The organism is Bacillus mesophilus, assembly GCF_011008845.1.
In the GTDB taxonomy this organism is placed as follows: Bacteria; Bacillota; Bacilli; order Bacillales; family SA4; genus Bacillus_BS; species Bacillus_BS mesophilus.
The window spans coordinates 42,868-61,347 of the sequence record NZ_JAAIWM010000005.1 but is presented as its reverse complement, the minus strand read 5'-3'; the positions used below and the strand labels follow the sequence as shown (position 1 = coordinate 61,347).

11 protein-coding genes are annotated in these 18,480 nt (G+C 39.7%); 8 read left to right on the top strand and 3 right to left on the bottom strand.

Annotated features, from left to right (window positions below):
- Positions 1–18: 18 nt before the first annotated feature.
- The 4 genes from G4D63_RS14250 to G4D63_RS14235 all read left to right on the top strand — a co-directional run bounded on the left by G4D63_RS14250 (position 19) and on the right by G4D63_RS14235 (position 7,853).
- Positions 19–1,878 carry a GAF domain-containing sensor histidine kinase gene (locus G4D63_RS14250; protein WP_163180351.1) on the top strand — a complete coding sequence of 620 codons (1,860 nt, stop codon included), beginning with the start codon at positions 19–21 and terminating at the stop codon, positions 1,876–1,878.
- Positions 1,853–2,500 carry a response regulator gene (locus G4D63_RS14245; RefSeq protein ID WP_163180350.1) on the top strand — a complete coding sequence of 216 codons (648 nt, stop codon included), beginning with the start codon at positions 1,853–1,855 and terminating at the stop codon, positions 2,498–2,500. Before G4D63_RS14250 ends, G4D63_RS14245 begins: the two co-directional genes overlap by 26 nt.
- A 160-nt stretch (positions 2,501–2,660) precedes the next feature.
- Positions 2,661–5,147, top strand: a complete 2,487-nt coding sequence (locus G4D63_RS14240; RefSeq protein ID WP_239585990.1) for a S8 family serine peptidase — start codon at positions 2,661–2,663, stop codon at positions 5,145–5,147.
- 243 nt (positions 5,148–5,390) lie between these two features.
- On the top strand, positions 5,391–7,853 hold the full coding sequence (locus tag G4D63_RS14235; protein WP_338023979.1) for a S8 family serine peptidase: 2,463 nt from the start codon (positions 5,391–5,393) through the stop codon (positions 7,851–7,853).
- 116 nt (positions 7,854–7,969) lie between these two features.
- Here the strand turns inward: G4D63_RS14235 and G4D63_RS14230 are convergent, their stop codons facing one another.
- Complete coding sequence (locus tag G4D63_RS14230; protein WP_163180348.1) at positions 7,970–8,803, bottom strand: thermonuclease family protein; 834 nt, start codon at positions 8,801–8,803, stop codon at positions 7,970–7,972.
- Between the two features lie 240 nt (positions 8,804–9,043).
- Here G4D63_RS14230 and G4D63_RS14225 point away from each other — a divergent pair, with 240 nt between their 5' ends.
- On the top strand, positions 9,044–9,742 hold the full coding sequence (locus G4D63_RS14225; RefSeq protein ID WP_239585991.1) for an N-acetylmuramoyl-L-alanine amidase: 699 nt from the start codon (positions 9,044–9,046) through the stop codon (positions 9,740–9,742).
- Between the two features lie 69 nt (positions 9,743–9,811).
- Here G4D63_RS14225 and G4D63_RS14220 read toward each other — a convergent pair whose 3' ends face one another.
- Positions 9,812–10,720 carry an acetamidase/formamidase family protein gene (locus tag G4D63_RS14220; RefSeq protein ID WP_163180347.1) on the bottom strand — a complete coding sequence of 303 codons (909 nt, stop codon included), beginning with the start codon at positions 10,718–10,720 and terminating at the stop codon, positions 9,812–9,814.
- 194 nt (positions 10,721–10,914) lie between these two features.
- On the opposite strand from G4D63_RS14220, the gene G4D63_RS14215 reads away from it, so the two are divergent.
- A complete protein-coding gene (locus G4D63_RS14215; protein ID WP_163180346.1) occupies positions 10,915–11,889 on the top strand; it encodes an NAD(P)-dependent oxidoreductase in 975 nt (324 codons plus the stop codon).
- Between the two features lie 78 nt (positions 11,890–11,967).
- Here G4D63_RS14215 and G4D63_RS14210 read toward each other — a convergent pair whose 3' ends face one another.
- Complete coding sequence (locus G4D63_RS14210; RefSeq protein WP_163180345.1) at positions 11,968–12,405, bottom strand: YwpF family protein; 438 nt, start codon at positions 12,403–12,405, stop codon at positions 11,968–11,970.
- A gap of 324 nt (positions 12,406–12,729) precedes the next feature.
- Here G4D63_RS14210 and G4D63_RS14205 point away from each other — a divergent pair, with 324 nt between their 5' ends.
- Together G4D63_RS14205 and G4D63_RS14200 are read left to right on the top strand one after the other, a co-directional pair.
- Positions 12,730–13,242 carry a mismatch-specific DNA-glycosylase gene (locus G4D63_RS14205; RefSeq protein WP_163180344.1) on the top strand — a complete coding sequence of 171 codons (513 nt, stop codon included), beginning with the start codon at positions 12,730–12,732 and terminating at the stop codon, positions 13,240–13,242.
- A 100-nt stretch (positions 13,243–13,342) separates the two neighbouring features.
- Positions 13,343–18,388, top strand: coding sequence for a LysM peptidoglycan-binding domain-containing protein (locus tag G4D63_RS14200; RefSeq protein WP_163180343.1), 5,046 nt, complete (start codon positions 13,343–13,345; stop codon positions 18,386–18,388).
- The last annotated feature ends 92 nt before the right edge of the window (positions 18,389–18,480 follow it).

Here is an 18,480-nt window from a genome sequence, read left to right as displayed (position 1 = left end):
CATAGATGGAGGGGCTTCATGACAAAGAAAAAAGTTTTATCTTTTATAGATAGTCCTGATCGGCTTTTTATGACAGCTATATCAATAATGGGCTGGCTCGTTGTGTACTTACAGATAGATGAAATTCAATCATGGAATGACCCATGGGTTTTTGGACTGCTGCTTATTTTTCTAGTAATCTGTGAATACTACCCGATGCCAGTGTATAGGGGATTCTCCTCAATCAGCTTTCCTGTTGTATTCGTTATTTATTTTATATTCGATTTACCTCTTGCGGTAATCAGCTATGCAGTAATCATGTTTATCATTAGTGTAATGAAGAGAAGACCTCTGCGAATCATTTTTTTTAATCCCTCACAGTTAATCATTAGTTTACTTGTAGGGGCAAGTATCTCAAACTGGTTGATGACCAATTATATTCAGCTTTCTAATGTAGTGATGTTACATATCATTGAGTTAGCCCTTTTATCGATTTTCTTTTATAGTGTAAATAATTTAATTGTAGATATTGTATTATTTTTACGCCCACAGCATTATCACTTCAAGGTTTGGAAGCAGAAATTCATTTCAGAGCTTAATAGTCTAGGAATTTCGTTTGTATATGGTTGTTTATTTTTAGTGCTCGGTAGTCAAAATCGAGGTGAAATTGATGCCTTTACCTTTTTCTTCTTCTTTTCACCACTAGTAGGGCTTGCCTTACTAAGCTCATCTATCGTCAGATTAAGAAAGGAACGGAATCGTCTAAAGGCGCTGTTTTCTCTAACCTCTAATCTAAACAAAATGCTTCCCAGTGAGGATTGGCTGGATGCGTTAAAAACTAGCTTTCATGACCTTATTGATGTTGAAGGTATGATTCTCTGGACAAACGAAAATGGCCAATGGAAGATGAATACACATAAAGGAAAAATTCAAACGCAAGTGCCATTAACGGAAGACATGGTCATGCTGCTTCAAAATTTAAAGCAGCCTCTTATGATCGCAGACCGAAAAAGAGAACCCAACTTAATAGATGTGTACTTTGAGCCGAGGCAAAGAAGCTTCGTTTATGCACCTCTCGTGGTTGACCAGGAAACGGTTGGTGTTTTTGCGATATCAAGAAGTAGAACGAGAAGCTTTAATCATGAGGAAATCCAAGCGATTGCAACACTATCCAATCAGCTTGCGGTTAGTATCAAAACAAGGTTATTGATTGCAGAGAAGGAGAAACGTAGTATTTTAGAGGAGCGAAACCGAATTGCTAGAGACATCCATGATGGGGTGGCTCAAACGATTGCAGGGGCTTTAATGAAGCTTGAAACAGCTCAAAGAAAATGGGGGAGATCCTCGGAGGAAACTCAAGCTTTAGTAGCAGATAGTATGGACCAACTACGTGGAAGCTTAAAACAGGTTAGACAATCCATCTATGCATTAAGGCCCTACTTAACAGAACGAGTAGGACTTCAATCTGCGATTAAGCAAAGAATCTCTACCTTTGAAAAAGAAACAGGTCTCAGCTTTTCATATGAGGAGAGGGGAAATATCAAGCCACTTAGTTCAATGGTGGAAAAGATTCTGTATGATACCTTTCAAGAAAGCGTACAAAATATTGTGAAGCATGCTGATGCAACAAAGGTAGACGTATTACTAAGCTATCAAAAGGAGCATATCTTATTACGTGTAAAAGATAATGGTAAAGGTTTCTCACTTTTAGAGGCGATGATGAAAGCGCAAAAGGAACCCCACTTTGGGATTCTGCAAATGAATGATGGAGCTGAGAAAATAGGGGCATCCTTGCAAATTGATAGCAAACAAGAGCAAGGAACAGAGATTTCCATTATGGTACCTAAAATGGGAGTAGAGGAGGGGTTTGAATATGATCAAGCTGATGCTAGTAGATGATCACGCGATATTACGAGACGGGCTAAGAAATCTATTAGAAATAGAAAGTGATATTCAGGTAGTTGGGGAAGCTATATCTGGAGAAGAAGCTGTTTTTAAAGTCAAGGAATGCAATCCTGATGTAGTGTTAATGGATATTAATATGCCGAAAATGAATGGAGTTGAAGTAACAGGTATTTTAAAAAAGCTTTATCCAGAAAAGAAGATTCTTGTACTAACGATGCATAGTCATGATGAGTATTTCATGGCGGCGATTCGAGAGGGAGCAGATGGATATTTATTGAAGGATGCCCCTTTTGACCAGGTCATTGATGCAATTAGAACCGTCGCAAAAGGCGAGTCCGTTATTCACCCCTCCATGACGAAAAAGCTTTTAAGCTTTCATCAACAAAAAAATCAAGAGGGTGAGGATCAGGCTCTCACAGAGCGCGAAAAGGAAGTTCTTCAGTGCTTAGTCGATGGATTAAGCAATAAAGAAATTGCGGAAGTATTGTTTATAAGTGATAAAACAGTGAAAATACATGTTAGTAAAATTTTTAAAAAGCTGAATGTAAAGAGTCGATCACAAGTTGTGATCTACGCAGTCCAGCATCAGTTAGTGAATTTACCGGAGACTACTTAGGTGGTCTTTTTTTGTTATTTAAAAATTCAATATACTACTTAAGTAGTATGAAGAATAGTACCTCTGTCGATAAAAGTTACCCCATATGCAGAATAGCACTGGGGACTTTCCTATTAGATAATATAAGAAAATGTGTCATTCTAAAATAGGAGGGTTTATTTTGAAGATCAAAGGACTATTGTTATCATTTGTTCTTTTAATTGCGACTTTTTACACAGCAATCCCCGTTACACATGCAGGATACACCTTAGAAGAGGGATACACCTTAGAAGAAGGAGTTGTTGATGTAGATTTAACGGAGATTTTAAAGACGAAAGTGGAACCGATTGATGTAATCGTTACATTTCGTGGTGAGGATTCACCAACGGAATCACAATTAAAGCTTTTAAGTGATTTAGGAATTACTCAAGGAGTAGCCTTTCAAAACCTTCCAATGGCAGGAGTGTTAGCAACTCCTGAGCAAATTTTAGCTCTGGCAAAAAACTCAGAAGTGTTTTCTATTTATGACAATGAGCGCGTTGAATTCGAAAATGCTACTGGCACTGAGCTAACGGGTGTGGACCAACTTCGTGAAGATGACACATTACGAAAGCAAAATGGTGGATTACCGGTTTCGGGTAAGGGAATCGGAGTGGTTGTTAATGATAGCGGAATTGATGGGACTCATCAGGATCTAGAGTACGGCGATCATGTTGTTCAAAATGTAATGGCATCGATTAATCTACATGCTGTTAATTCTTTACTTCCGATTACTTATCAGGAAGACGTGGTTACGACTGACATTACAGGGGGACATGGAACTCACGTTGCTGGTATTGTTGGCGGAACAGGTGAGATGTCTGGAGGGTTATATGAAGGAGTTGCACCAGGAGCTGATTTAATAGGGTATGGCTCTGGAGCTGCTATTGCGATTTTAGATACATTAGGTGGCTTTGACTATGCATTAACACATCAGTACGAATATAATATCCGCGTGATTACGAATTCATGGGGCACAACGGGTGAAGTAGGAGCAGATTTTGACCCATTTGATCCAATTAATGTTGCGACAAAGAAATTGTATGATAGAGGAGTAGTAACAGTATTCTCTGCAGGGAATTCTGGCCCAGGAGAGTCAACGATTACGGGTAACTATAAAAAGGCTCCTTGGGTGATTACGGTAGCAGCTGGAACGAAGCAAGGTAAGCTAGCTGATTTCTCATCTCGTGGAGTTGATGGAAAAGGTGGAACAATTGTTGTAGATGGAGAAACTTTTACTTGGGTTGACCGCCCTACAGTTACGGCACCTGGTCAGGACATTGTCTCTACAAGAGCAACGACAGTCGATCCGACTATGTATTTAGGCTTAACAGATGATGCATCTGTGTTAGATCCAGCACATGTTCCGTACTATTTATCATTAAGTGGTACTTCAATGGCTGCCCCTCATGTAGCGGGAGTCATTGCGTTACTACTAGAGGCTAACCCAACGTTATCGCCTGCTGAAGTAAAGACCATTCTACAAAATACAGCTACTAATATGCCAGGTTATGAGAACTGGGAGGTAGGAGCTGGATATGTGAATGCATACGCAGCAGTGGATGCGGCATTCACAGAACGTGAGTACGGTACGACCCTTAATGACAATCTTACATTTAATGCTAATGTTGAATTAAACACAGAAAGAGCTCCTTTTACCATTAACTATAGCTCATTAAACTTAACTGGAAATTCCTATACTTTTGAAGTGGAAGAAGGATTAACAGAGCTAACAGCACGGATTAATGCAAAAGGGTTATTAGGGTTAACAGGAAATAGCATTAATTTAGCACTAGTTGCTCCGGATGGTACACGCTACAGTTCAGGAATCTATTTATTATTCCCGTTGTACACAGATAGAACTGTTCAGGTAGTTTCACCACAAGCGGGTACTTGGAAAGTTGAGCTGGAAGGATTAAATGGAATAGCTCTTGAAGAGAGCATAACCGGCGAGCTTGCATTTAAGACAGCTGCAGGATTTACTGGATTGAATGACATTAAAGGTCATCCAGCAGAGTCAGCTATTAAAATTGGGGTAAGTGAAAGATTACTAGACAGCTATTCTGATGGAAATTACAAGCCAGACGAAAACCTAAAGCGCATAGACTTAGCTAAATACGTGGTAATGGGAGCGGGAGTACGTCAATATCTACCATTATCAGGTGTAGCATCTTTTAAGGATGTGAACGCAACAGATGCAGCATTTGCTGAAGCAGTAGTTGCAAACGGCGCAGCACTTCGTGATGTGGGCTATAACGGAAAAGGTGTACTCTTACCAACAACTGATGGAAAGTTCTCACCAAACAGTGCAGTTTCACGTGCAGAACTAGCTTACACTCTAGTTCAAAATCTAGGCTTACAAGCAGAAGCAGAATCTCGAAATCATGACGAAATAACTATACAGTATGGCAGCGAAAGAGTCGCAATCTCTGATTCATCAGAAGTACCAGCCCACCTACGTGGATACGTACAACTTGCACTAGATCTAAACATACTAAATGCTTACTTTGATGTAACACAAGGACCATACGACCTAACACCAACAGTAACAGCAACATTTAAGCCAACTCACAACCTAACACGCGGTGACTTCGCAGTGGCAATCACTCGCTACTACGCACAATACTAAAAGGTAGATTGATTGGCTAACAATTTTGAATAGCTTTACCACATTAACGCATTGGGGGCCAGGCCCCCAATGCGTTAATTAGTTAAAGGAGGGGAGAAGAGTACTAGATTAGTAATACTTTTGTATGATTGAAAGATAGTACGCTTGTGTAGTGATTTTACTCCATTAGTGGAATAGGTTTGGGGCCAATTTCTTGTAATAATTGTAGTGTGAAGATTATCAGGAGGAAAGGGTGAAAGATACGTGAAGAAATTAGTCAGTCTTATTCTTGCTATTGTTATGGTTTGTTCGATTAGTTTTTCTACGACTGCACCAACAAAGGCTTCTAGTTTAGCTGTAGTTGGGGAGTCATTAAAGGAGGCAATCACAACTGATGTAGGTCCTTATCAGGTGATTATTACCTTTAAGTCGGAGGGAGCACCTACTGCTGACCAGCTGAATCTGTTAGATCAACTAGGTGTTACAACGGGTATCACCATGCATTCATTACCTATGGCGGGTATAGTAGCAACAAAATCTCAAATTGAGAGCCTTGCCGCAAGTGATCAAGTATTATCACTATACTTAAATGAAAAGCTAGAGTTTGTAAATGATATTGATACGTCTGTTACAGGTGTTGATAAAGCTCGTAGTGATGATGGTCTACGTAAGTTAAATGGAGGATTTCCTGTCTCTGGTAAAGGAGTAGGGGTAGTTGTAAACGATAGTGGAGTAGATGGAACTCACAAGGACCATGAATTTGGAAGAAATCTTGTGCAAAATGTCCTAGGAACTACAAATCTAAATGCTTTAGAACCTACTTTATTACCAGTCTCTTATGTGGAAAATATCATCAACACTGATACAAACTCAGGGCATGGTACTCATGTGGCTGGAACAGTTGGTGGTACTGGTGCAATGTCTAGTGGAAAGTATGAAGGAGTTGCACCAGGCGCCGACTTAATTGGCTATGGCTCTGGTGGAGCATTACTAATTCTAGATGGCATTGGTGGATTTGATTACGCGATTACCCACCAGACAGAATACAACATTCGTGTGATTACAAACTCTTGGGGATCATCAGGTGGATTTGACCCATTTGATCCGATCAATATTGCGAGTAAAGAAGCCTATGATCGCGGTATCACTGTTTTATTCGCTGCTGGTAATTCAGGGGCTGGAGAAGATACTCATAATCCCTATGCAAAGGCTCCTTGGGTCATCTCTGTTGCAGCAGGTCAGCATGATGGAACTCTTGTTGACTTCTCATCACGTGGTACGAAAGGTGTAGGTGGAACCTTTACAATGGATGGTCAGGAATGGACATGGGAAGATCGCCCAACCATTACTGCACCAGGTGTAGATGTTGTTTCTACCAAAACCGTCTCACCTTTAAACTTAATTTCAACTGATACAGATGCAGAGAAGATTGATACAGCTCATCTTCCTTACTATACAGTTAAAAGTGGGACATCAATGGCAACACCTCATGTAGCTGGAATAGTTGCGTTGCTACTAGAAGCAAATCCTCTTTTATCACCTGATGAAATCAAGCAGTTACTTCAGGACACTGCAACAAATATGCCAGGCTATGAATCTTGGGAGGTAGGTGCTGGGTATGTTAATGCCTATGCAGCTGTGGACAAAGCTTTTACTAATAAATCGTATGGTGAAACAGTTAATCTATACGGAAATTTTACTAGTAATGTGGAAAGTGAAACGGAGCGTCAAAATTTCTCGGTAGACTATAATCCTTTAACACTAGTATCTGATAATGCATACAAGTTTAATGTAGAAGAGGGTCTTTCAAATCTAGTTGCCAAAGTAAATGGAGAAGGTTTAATAGGCGAAGGAAATCCCATTAATCTTGTGTTAATTTCGCCAGATGGAACGGAATATAGTTCAGGCATTTCGTTGCTTTTTGCGCTATATTATGACCGTACAGTTTCTGTTACAAATCCAACTCCAGGTGAATGGACGGCTGAAATCAGAGGTTTGCAAGGGAATGCAGTGAATCCTCTTGCTGTAGCTACACCAGAGGTAATTGAGGGAACTCTCGCTTTTACAAAAATAAGTGGATTTACAGGGTTAAATGATATTGAAGGACATCCAGCAGCAGCTGCCATTAAAACAGCTGTGAATGAAAGATTGGTAGATGGGGTTAGTAACGGAAGCTTCAAGCCTAATGGAAAGCTACTTCGTAAGGATTTAGCGAAATACTTGGTCATGGGTGCAGAAATTCGTCAATCGTTGCCAGGAACACCATCATTCACTGACGTTACAAGTGAAGACACTGCTTTTGTTGGAGCGGTAGCTGCCAAAGGTGCTGCTTTCCGTGATGTTAACCATGTATTTAGTGGAGTCATGTTACCAAAGGCTGATGGCTCTTTTGCTCCAAAAGGTACTGTAACAAGAGCTGAACTTGCTTACTCTCTAGTTCAAGCACTAGGTTTAGAAGCAGAAGCTAAAAACGTAACAGGTGATATTACGGTTCAGTACGGAGACGAAAGAATTCTTATTGAAGATCAAGCAGATATCCCAACTGAATTAAGAGGTTATGTTCAAGTAGCGTTAGATTTAAATATCCTAAACGCCACCTTTAATGTAACACAAGGTCCTTATGATCTGGAGCCAACCATACATGCAAGTTTTTCACCTACAAAGGAAGTATCAAGAGGAGACTTTGCTGTAGCAATTACAAGATATTTCAATGCTTATTTACAATAAAACCTAGAGGGCTTTCCTCTAGGTTTCTTTTAGCTTATAGAAAAGTTATATTTTACATTACATAAAAGAAACTAAGCTATCACTTTAGACTATAGACTTGTCATTAGCCTTCTATTCTAAAATAATTTCCGTATCATGGTAAATACAGTCAATACGATTCCTACTCCGATTAGGATGTAGCCCCATGTACCAAAACCTTGCTCTGTCTCCCCGCCGTAGATACCGACCTCGTTTGCCTTTGCGTGCTCCATGGCATTTAGGACTGTATCTTCATATATATAATCACCATAATCATAAAAATCTTCAACCAGTCCAAGCTTCGTGATTTCCTCCTGATGAAGCTTGTCCCCTACAAATACCCAAGCTAGTAAACGGTCGTATTTATCAAATAGATCTTTACCATCGGTTTGGACTGTAATGTCACCTTTCTCAAGAAAGTCACAGGTAAAAGCTGAAGCTTCTTTCCCAAATGGTTCCTTCTGCGAGGTATATTCAGGTGTATCAATAAATAAGAAACGGGTGTTATACGAGGTGCCGTTTACAGTTAAAACAGCCGTATCACCGTCCACACATCTTTCTAGCGTAGCAGGATAAGTAGATCCAAGCTGCAAAGAAGATGGAGTAGAGGAACTTACCTCTTGTACCTCTTTATTCTCAGTAGATGAACGACTGCTATCTAGCTGATGACCTTCTAAATCAACACGATCAGCCGTTAAGCTATGCTTACAATCATTACTATTATATTTTTGAATTAGAATAATTAACTCCTCAACATTGCTAGCAGACTCAACAAGAGAAGTTGGCTCATGTAACAAGTAGACACAGTCCTTATTGCGAAAATGCCCACCAAGCTCATCTAAATCCCCATTATGTGCTAGGGAAACGGTAGAAGAATACCCCCATACGACCAACATCAAAAGTAAAAATATATAAAACTTCAAGTAGTTCATTTCTATATCCCTCTTCACATAAACTATCAATTTATCAATATCATACTACGACTAACTAAAGAAGGCGACCAATAGAGTAGAAAACATTACTTTTATCACATTGAAGCAATGGTGGCCTGTCCTCCATCGCTTTAACGCGACGGGGGCCAGGCCCCCACGGCAGTAATTCGTTAAAGTCTTTTGTATATGGTAAAATTATAAAAAATGAAAGCTATCTCATATTAAGGGGTCAAGAGTAAGATGAAGGTTAAAATGATAATTTATGTTTCACTCATATTAGTCGGAGTGATTTCAACTGGAGTATACATACAGATGCAAAATAGTGCGGTAGCGAAGGCTGCTGATACAAATCAACACGAAGAGGAAGACCTAGGAATTGAAGTGACTGATATTGCTCTACCAGAGGAGAATTCTAAGCCACGGGTTGGTACAATTTCACATGTGGTACTTCATTTTATGAGTAATGCGGCTGTTAAACCAAATGATCCTTATAACATTGAGGACCTAACAAATATCTTTATAGAATATGGATTCTCTACTAATTATATGATTGCTCGTGACGGAACGATCTACAGACTTGTTCCTGAAAACAGAACAGCCTTCCACGCAGGTCCTGGTTATTTAGCAGAATTTGAATTTTACGATGATATCCTTAATGGATATTCAATTGGGATTGAACTTCTAGCAATTGGAACAAAGGAAGAGATGACCTCAATGATTCCCGCCAAGACATATAACACAATTGACCCTGCTCATATAGGCTATACGGAAGCACAATACGAATCTTTAAATAATCTCTTGGATAGTATTTTAAAGAGGAATCCATCTATATTACCAAACAGAGATCATATCATAGGTCATGACGAATATGCCCCAAACAGAAAAAGCGATCCAGGTTCCTTATTTGATTGGTCGAAAGTAAATGCTTTCACACAGTAACGTAGTGGGGGCCTGTCCCCCGATGCGTTAAAGCATCGAAGGACAGGCCCCCCATCTTTTTAGAACAATCTATTCTTTAAAAGCCGAAATTTTGTAAGTATCAAGAAGCCACTGTGGTACTACAAACCGAGCCGTTAATAGCGGGTCAACGATTTGTGAAATTTGAGATTGCCCTACAGCACTCATGAGCATGGTGAAATGATTTAGACTAAGGTCAGTGTGGGGAAGTAATAAGTCGATCATTTCTTCGACAGCTAGCTTTGCTGCTTCATCAAGTGTTTCCGCAGATACTAGAGCCGCCAGTCCTTCCTCGTTCTGTAGGAAAGGATGACGAATCGATTGTCCTTTAATAACATCTAAAGTAACAGTTACTTTTGCTGGGACCTCGATACCAGAAACACCAATTTCACCATCACCCATCGCTGCGTGTAAATCTCCTAATCCAAATAGCGCACCTTCATGAAAAACTGGGAAGTATAACGTAGCACCAGTTGTAACTAGTTTGGTGTCCATATTTCCACCATGTGCCCCGGGTGTACCACAAGAGACAGCTTCATGTTCAGGTGCAACCCCAATTACACCAATCATCGGATTAAGTGGGATTTTTATCTTGTCATTGAAAACAGCTGCATCACTCTCAATTGGAATGATTTTAGCTTCGAACTGTTCAATTCGATGCCCCATTACTCCAAGGTTAGGACCAACAGCCATTACCCCTTGACTACCAAGCTCAATTGCATCAATCGTAACCCTCAAAATATCACCAGCTGCTGCACCCTCCACATATATAGGACCTGTTGCAGGATTAATTTGATTCCAATCAATCGATTGAATAGCAGTCGTATTAGACTGTATTTGATCCTGAAAGCAATCATATGTATCAATAACAACCGTTGACTTTGGAGCAACCTTCAACACAGGGCTATGTTCCTTGCTAAACGAATAAATAAAATGCTCTTTTGATAAAGTATGAACCATACTACATGACCTCCTTCTTTGCTTACATTACAGATATAAGTATAATTATATACGAATATTCCAAAAATTTTAACTGTCAGTTTAACAGTTTAGTACTTTAATGTAGTGGGGGCCAGGCCCCCAACTCTTCACAGTGGTAAAGTGTGAAAAATAAACGGTAAAATGTAGGTAGTGATAAGAGGAGAGGTGTAAGTGTGAAACCGAAGATTTATATTACACGAAAAATTCCTGATAGCACGTTGCAGAAGTTAAAAGAACATTGTCATGTCACGATGTGGGAGGAAGAGGAGACGCCAGTTCCACGAGATGTTCTAAAAGAACAGTTGAAAACAGTAGACGGCCTTTACTGCCTGCTAACAGAGCAGATTGATTCAGAGTTATTAAAAGAAGCAGCTCAATTAAAGGTGATCAGTAATATGGCCGTTGGGTTTAATAATATTGATGTAGAGGCTGCTAGTGAGAAAGGAATCATGGTGACAAACACCCCTGGAGTCCTTACTGAGTCAACAGCAGACTTAGCTTTTGCTTTATTAATGGCAACTGCTAGGAGAATACCAGAATCATCGGAATTCCTTCGTACAGGAAAGTGGAAAGCCTGGGCACCTATGATGCTTACTGGACAGGATGTATTTGGGGCAACGCTAGGAATTGTAGGGATGGGTAGAATAGGAGAGGGAGTTGCTAGAAGAGCAAAAGGATTTGATATGGAGGTCCTCTATCATAATCGATCAAGAAAACCTGATGTAGAAAGTCAGCTTGGGGTTACTTATGTAGAACTAGAAGAACTGTTAAAACAATCAGACTATGTGATGATTCTTGTCCCTTTCTCTGAAGAAACAAAAAATCTAATTTCCGAAAAAGAACTGTCACTGATGAAAGAAACATCAATCTTAATCAATGTGGCAAGAGGTGGAATCGTAAATGAACACGATCTCTACCATGCATTAAAAGATCAAAAAATATGGGCAGCGGGTTTAGATGTCTTTGAACAAGAACCAGTTTCATTGAACCATCCCTTATTATCACTGCCTAATGTCGTAGTCCTTCCACACATCGGTTCAGCTAGTATAAAAACACGAATCAAAATGTCAGAGCTAGCTGCCGAGAATCTACTACAAGCACTAGCTGGCAATACACCACAGCATCTAGTAAATAAAGAGCTTCTATAAAATAAAAAGGCCAGGCCCCCACCGCTGTAAAGCGGTGGGGGCCTGGCCCCCGTTCCTTTAAAGGGGTAAAGTGCCTATCTATTTCACCTTAACGCCAGTGTTTCGTTTTTCATCTACACGCTTTTTGTATTCCTGTAATAACGCATTTCCTTGGAAGCCTTCATCAATGAGTTCAGTTAAGATTCCTTCTGACATATCGGCTTTACCCACTAATACTCCGTTAAAAAGGATACTCATATTCTGCTCCATCACAGCCACTGATTGGATGGTTGTAATGAATGAAGCGGGATCATTATCTTGTCTTGAAATGGTAGCTTCTACTTTTACTTCTTGGTCTTCTTCTTTCAACTTTGTAAAAAGCTCTTCATATTCTTTATCCACGTATACTTCAAGCAGCCATTTGCGTTCTTCATCCTCTTTATTAATAACTAGTCCATCTAGTAAATGGATCTGCTGACTTCTAACCTGCTGCTGGGGATGTGAAATCTTTAAGGATACCAATTTAAAAGTTTTCATAAATCCTCCTACTTCCGTGCCTTTTTACATATTATAGCACGTTTCACCCGTATCATATACTTAGAACAGTCTGATCACAATGGACAGATGGCCAAAACTGATAGAAGGTTAGACGCATAAAAATGAAATATGACGCACAAATTCCATTTTTGACGCACATCTTTAAAAATCAACGCATAAATCTCTTTAACCGACGCATAAAACCCAAATCAGACGCGTATCCCCAAAGATAGCGATACACAGAATCCAACATACCTTCTCAAACTTTGTCTTTCTCCTCTCACCAAGCTAAAATAGGTATAAATGAAAGAGGTGACGTACTAAATGGAACTAAATCCAATCCCAGATCATCTAGCGCATAACCTGAATATTGTATTTATAGGCTTTAATCCTAGCATTCGATCAGGAGAAACAGGCAATCATTTTTCTAATCCGAGCAACCGCTTTTGGAAGATTCTCCATGAATCTGGTATTACCCCAAGGCTTTATACGACAAATGAAGATCGTGATCTACTTAAACTTGGCTATGGTTTAACAAATATAGTCGAACGACCTACCAAGGAAGCACTTGAAATTACAAAAGAAGAATACGAAGAGGGAAGACAGCTTCTTAAGCAAAAGCTGAGTAAGTACAAGCCTAAGGTTGCTTGTTATGTAGGCAAAGGAGTATATCAGGAATTTTCTAAGCAGAAAAAAATTAAATGGGGTGCTCAACCAGAATCAATGGTAGAAGGAGTAATCGACTTTGTTGCACCATCATCAAGTGGCCTTGTTAGAATGAGATTAGATGAAATCGTGAGTATTTATAAACAAATTCATGACCTAATTGAAACATAGATTCTACGCTTTTGACCTCATAAATCTTCCAACCCATACATGAAGAAACACCTCTCAACAAACACTAAAAAATAGTCATGAAGTTGAAGAGGTGAAAAAAATGGAATTTCAACGCTATAAAATTGTCCAGGACGGAGATCAATATACACTTGAGCTCTATTTAAGTAACTTTCACGAGGAATTTGCCAGTGAGCTAGGTGATTCTCCCAAAAAGCGTGAAGGGCTTTTTCAGGAAGCTAGAAAATTCGCAAGAGAGCAATATCCAAATTTAAAAATTAATACCATCAAAATCTTAGCCGGTGCAATGGTTATTGGAGTTATAAATTTGGGAGATTTGACTCCTAATGAAGTAAGAGCAGAGAGTTCCACCTATCAAACCGTTTCAGGTATTCCACTTCTTACTCATAAAGTGATCAGTGGGGACTCCCTCTCTATTATTGCGCGAAAATACAATGTAACCGTGACAGATATTAAACAGATTAATGGTTTAACAACAGATATGATCTATGTCGGTCAAACCATAAAAATACCAATTTACTCCTATATAGTTGTTAGTGGGGATACATTATCGCTCATTGCAAAAAAACTAAACACAACTGTAACGGCAATTAAAACAGCGAATAAATTGACCAGTGATAATATCTATATCGGGCAAAAGTTATTAATACCGGTTCCGATTACTAATGCGACAACAACTACGACAACTCAGCCGGAGCCAACACCTGCCCCTGCTCCAACTCAAACGGAGCAAAACACTATAAACTATACAGTGAAATCAGGAGATTCATTAAGTCTTATAGCGAAAAATCATGGTACAACTGTACAGGAAATTCAGAGGTTAAATTCGTTAACCACTACAAATATTTTTCCGGGACAAGTTTTAATAGTTCCCCAAAATACAACTACACCACCAACAACAATAGAGCCAGCACCAACAGCACCAACCGAAACAGTCACACAAACAACATACTCGGTGGTTTTAGGAGATACTCTCTCTATAATAGCTAAACGCTATAACGTGACAGTTGATGCACTTAGAACTTTCAATAATCTAACATCGGATATGATCTTTGTTGGTCAACAACTAACTATACCGTCAACAACTACTACGGATGGGACAACAGCTACACCAGAACCAGCACCGGAAGAAACAACAAATGTCCCTTCAGAAACGGTAGAACCAACGCCAACCGAAACAACTGTGACTTACACGGTCGTATCAGGTGACACCCTATCGTTAATAGCGAAGCGATTTAATGTCTCTGTTGATTCACTTAAAACGGCAAACCATCTTACGTCAGACATCATTTTTGTAGGTCATCAGTTGATCATTCCTGGCGAAGCACCAACTCCAACTGAGACAGCAGAAGAAACACCAACTACAGCACCAGAAGAAGTAACAGAAGTGCCAACCGACAATGTGGAACCAGCACCAACCGACAATGTGGAACCAGCACCAACCGAAACAGTAGCAACTTATACAGTAGTGTCAGGAGATACCCTCTCTTTAATTGCCAAGCGTTATAACACAACAGTTACGGCAATAAAGGAAACCAATGCATTAACAACGGATACAATTTACGTGGGTCAAACGCTCAGCGTTCCAACTATGACTCAGGTCGTTGAGGAGGCTGCACCAGTAGTTGTGGTGGACTCAACTCCACCAGATGTACCCACACTCGGCACATTAGCAATAATTAATCAAAATAATGTAACCACATATGAACTAACAGGGAAAACAGAAGCTGGAGCTAGGGTAGTTATTTCTTTTAGTGATGAAAATAACCAAACTATCCAGCGAGAGGTAACAGCAGATGGCGATGGTAATTTTACCATTAGACAAAGTTTAGCGACCCTTGCAGATGGAGTCATTTCAATTGGGGCAACATCTACTGATGAAGCTGGTAATAAAAGCGAGACTTTACAGCAAAATGTCACGAAGGATGTAACAGCACCAACTGATCTTGTTTTTGATAATAAAGAAACGATTACGTCAAAAAATCAACACAGTTTTATCATAAGTGGTAGCGTAACGGATGCGACACAAGTAAGAGTTGAATTTATTGACCAACATCAAAAGAACATACAAGAAGAGCTAACCGTTGAGAACAATAGTTATCAAAGGAACATGGATTTCTCAGGACTGTCTGACGGTGTTATTATTGTAAAATTAATCGCAGTGGATGAGCATGGTAACGAGACGAATGTTAGCACACGAGAGCTAACGAAGGATACGATTAGTCCCGATACACCAGCTGTTACTATTCCTAGCTTTATTAACACAGCGAACGAACATGCTGTTATCCTTTCTGGAAAAACGGAACCTGGTTCTCTTGTATCAATGGTCGTCAGTGATGAAACTAATACAATGAATAGACAAGTGACAGCCGATGTAGAAGGGAACTTCTCCGTCATCGTTGATGCAAGAATTTTTAACGAAGGAAGGATTACCGTTGAGACCAAGAGTATTGATAAAGCTGGTAACGAGAGTGACAGTAGCATCGTTCAAACGATAAAGGACGTTTCTGTTGGAGAGATTCTCATATCAGATTTGGCACCTATCAATAAGGAGCAGGCTGTTGCCTATAAAATTCAAGGTAAAGGCGAGCCAAATACGAATGTTACAATCTCTTTTGCTGATCTTACAGGAGCCACAATAACTAGAACGATTAAGACAGATGAGACTGGAAGTTTTGTTGAAAGTATAGATCTTTCCACGCTAAAAGATGGAGCCGTGACCGTCTTAACTTATCAAATGGATGAGGCCAATAATAAGAGTAATGTAATCACGAAGGTAGTTCAAAAGGATACGGAAGCACCAACTCAGGTTATCTTAAATCCTTTAGAATCAGTTTCTCAGCAAAATGTAGATGTTTACACCGTATCGGGAACGGGTGAACCATTGAGTACGGTGGATGCCATTTTAAGAGATGCTCAAGGAAATGAAGTGACACATCAGACGAAGGTTAGAGGAGATGGAACCTTCTCGCTTGAAGTCAATCTTTCCATCTTAACTGGCGATCGCTTAGAACTAACCATTCATCAAACGGATGATGTGGGTAACAAGAGTCCATCAGCCTCCCAATTTGCAGCGATTGATACAACAGGGCCACAAACTCTTGATTTACATGTTGATCATCTTGCCAATGAGAATTCAGTCTCTAATTTTACGATTAGTGGAGCAACAGAGCCACATGCTGATATTGAAATAGAGCTAACAGACGGAATTAACACAGTGATCTATCATGGAACAGCTACTAATGATGGCAGCTTTAATATTGTGACAGATCTTACAAAGCTTGCTGATGGAAAAATAGTAGGTAAGGTTATTACAATAGATACGAATCACAATACAGGAGTAACAAAAGAACTAAGTCTAACAAAGGATACAGAGGTAGTTGATTTAACTTCTGTTGAGGTAGCGGATGCAGGGAGAGTTTCATCTGCCAACGTTGGATCTTATGTAATAAGTGGAGTGAGTCATGAAGAAGGTGCCATTGTTACCATCGAAATAACTGATGGAGTAATTAGTGTAACCGATACAGCTCTAGTTATTGATGGCAGATTTCATCTCCCACTTAATTTAACAAGATTAGCTGAAGGAACACTTCAGGTAAAAGTTTCACAGCAGGATATTGCTGGTAATACAAGTATGATCATGACCAAGACAGTTGAAAAGGATACCGAAGTGGTTCAACCGGTCGTTCAAACTAGCCAGGTAACCAGAACGACCACTGGGTATTTGTATCAACTAAGAGGAATTGGCGAAGCAAATAGTACAGTAACCATTCACATCTCAGGGCAAACCAACCCGGCAACGATTACGAATACGTATCAGTTAGATGAAACAGGGGCGTTTACTGGAAATATTGACCTAGCTCCATTAAATGGTCAAAAACCGTTCATTATCATTGAGCAAGTAGACTCATTTGGAAACGAAAGTAGACCATTGCTGACAGGGGTATCTAGCTATGTCGTTGGGTCTGGAGATAATTTGTGGAAGATCTCTACTGTTTTAGGGACAACCGTTGATGAATTAAGGTCATTAAACAATTTAACTTCGGACATGATCTATATCGGACAAGTATTAAAGGTTCCTTTAGTGGCAGGACTTGAAACAGCCGCTGTTGCAGAAGAACTATCCTTTAATATGGGTTATCTCTATCATGGTAGCTCTAACACCTATATGGAAACGATGAAACACACACAGGGTTCAATTAACGTTGTATCTCCCACCTACTTTGATATTAACGCTGATGGAAGCTTAAAACTTACTCAAGTATTAGATCGCTATTTCATTGCCTCCATGCAAAGTAACGGAATCAGAGTTGTACCGTTTTTGAGTAATCATTGGGACAGGGCATTAGGAGAAAAAGCGTTAGATAACCGTGAAGCTTTAACAGACCAAATTGCTGAAGCAGTAAGAATTTATAATCTTGATGGAGTCAATATTGATATTGAAAATGTTACTCATGAATACCGTGATGAATATACCGAGTTTACAAGGATGCTGCGAGCTAAGATTCCTGCAGACAAAGAAGTCTCAGTTGCTGTAGCAGCAAATCCAAGAGGCTTTACACTAGGCTGGCATGGCTCGTATGACTATCAAAGTCTTGGGGCAGCCTCAGATTACCTGATGATTATGGCGTATGATGAAAGCTATACAGGAAGTGAACCAGGACCAGTCGCAAGTATCCAATTTGTTGAAAAATCCATTCAATATGCTATTAATAATGGTGTTCCTAGAGAGAAAATTGTACTTGGAATTGGACATTATGGCCGTTATTGGAAGGAAGGTGCAACAGTTGGAGGAAACGGAATGGCAAATGAGCATGTTGCACAAGCCATTAAAATGTACAATGGTGTTGTTACATTTGATGAAGTGACCATGTCTCCAAAAGCAACCTTTACAATCAACGAAGGAGATCCAGGTCTTAATGTGTATGGAAGGATTCTTCAACCAGGAAATTACACTGTCTGGTTTGAAAATGAACAATCCATTCGAGCAAAATTCGAGCTTGTTGAAAAGCATGGAATCAAAGGAACAGGAAACTGGGGACTTGAACAAGAAAACCCTCAATTCTGGGATTCCTTTTCACAATGGGTACAAGAAGCAACACCAGTTACAGAGGAAGGTTCTCGTTAAGAGAATCTTTCTTTTTTATAATAAAAGCGCAAGCGCCTGAAAATGATGACAGGCTAAGTACGCAACGTCCTGTTGCAACGCCTGCCTGACCT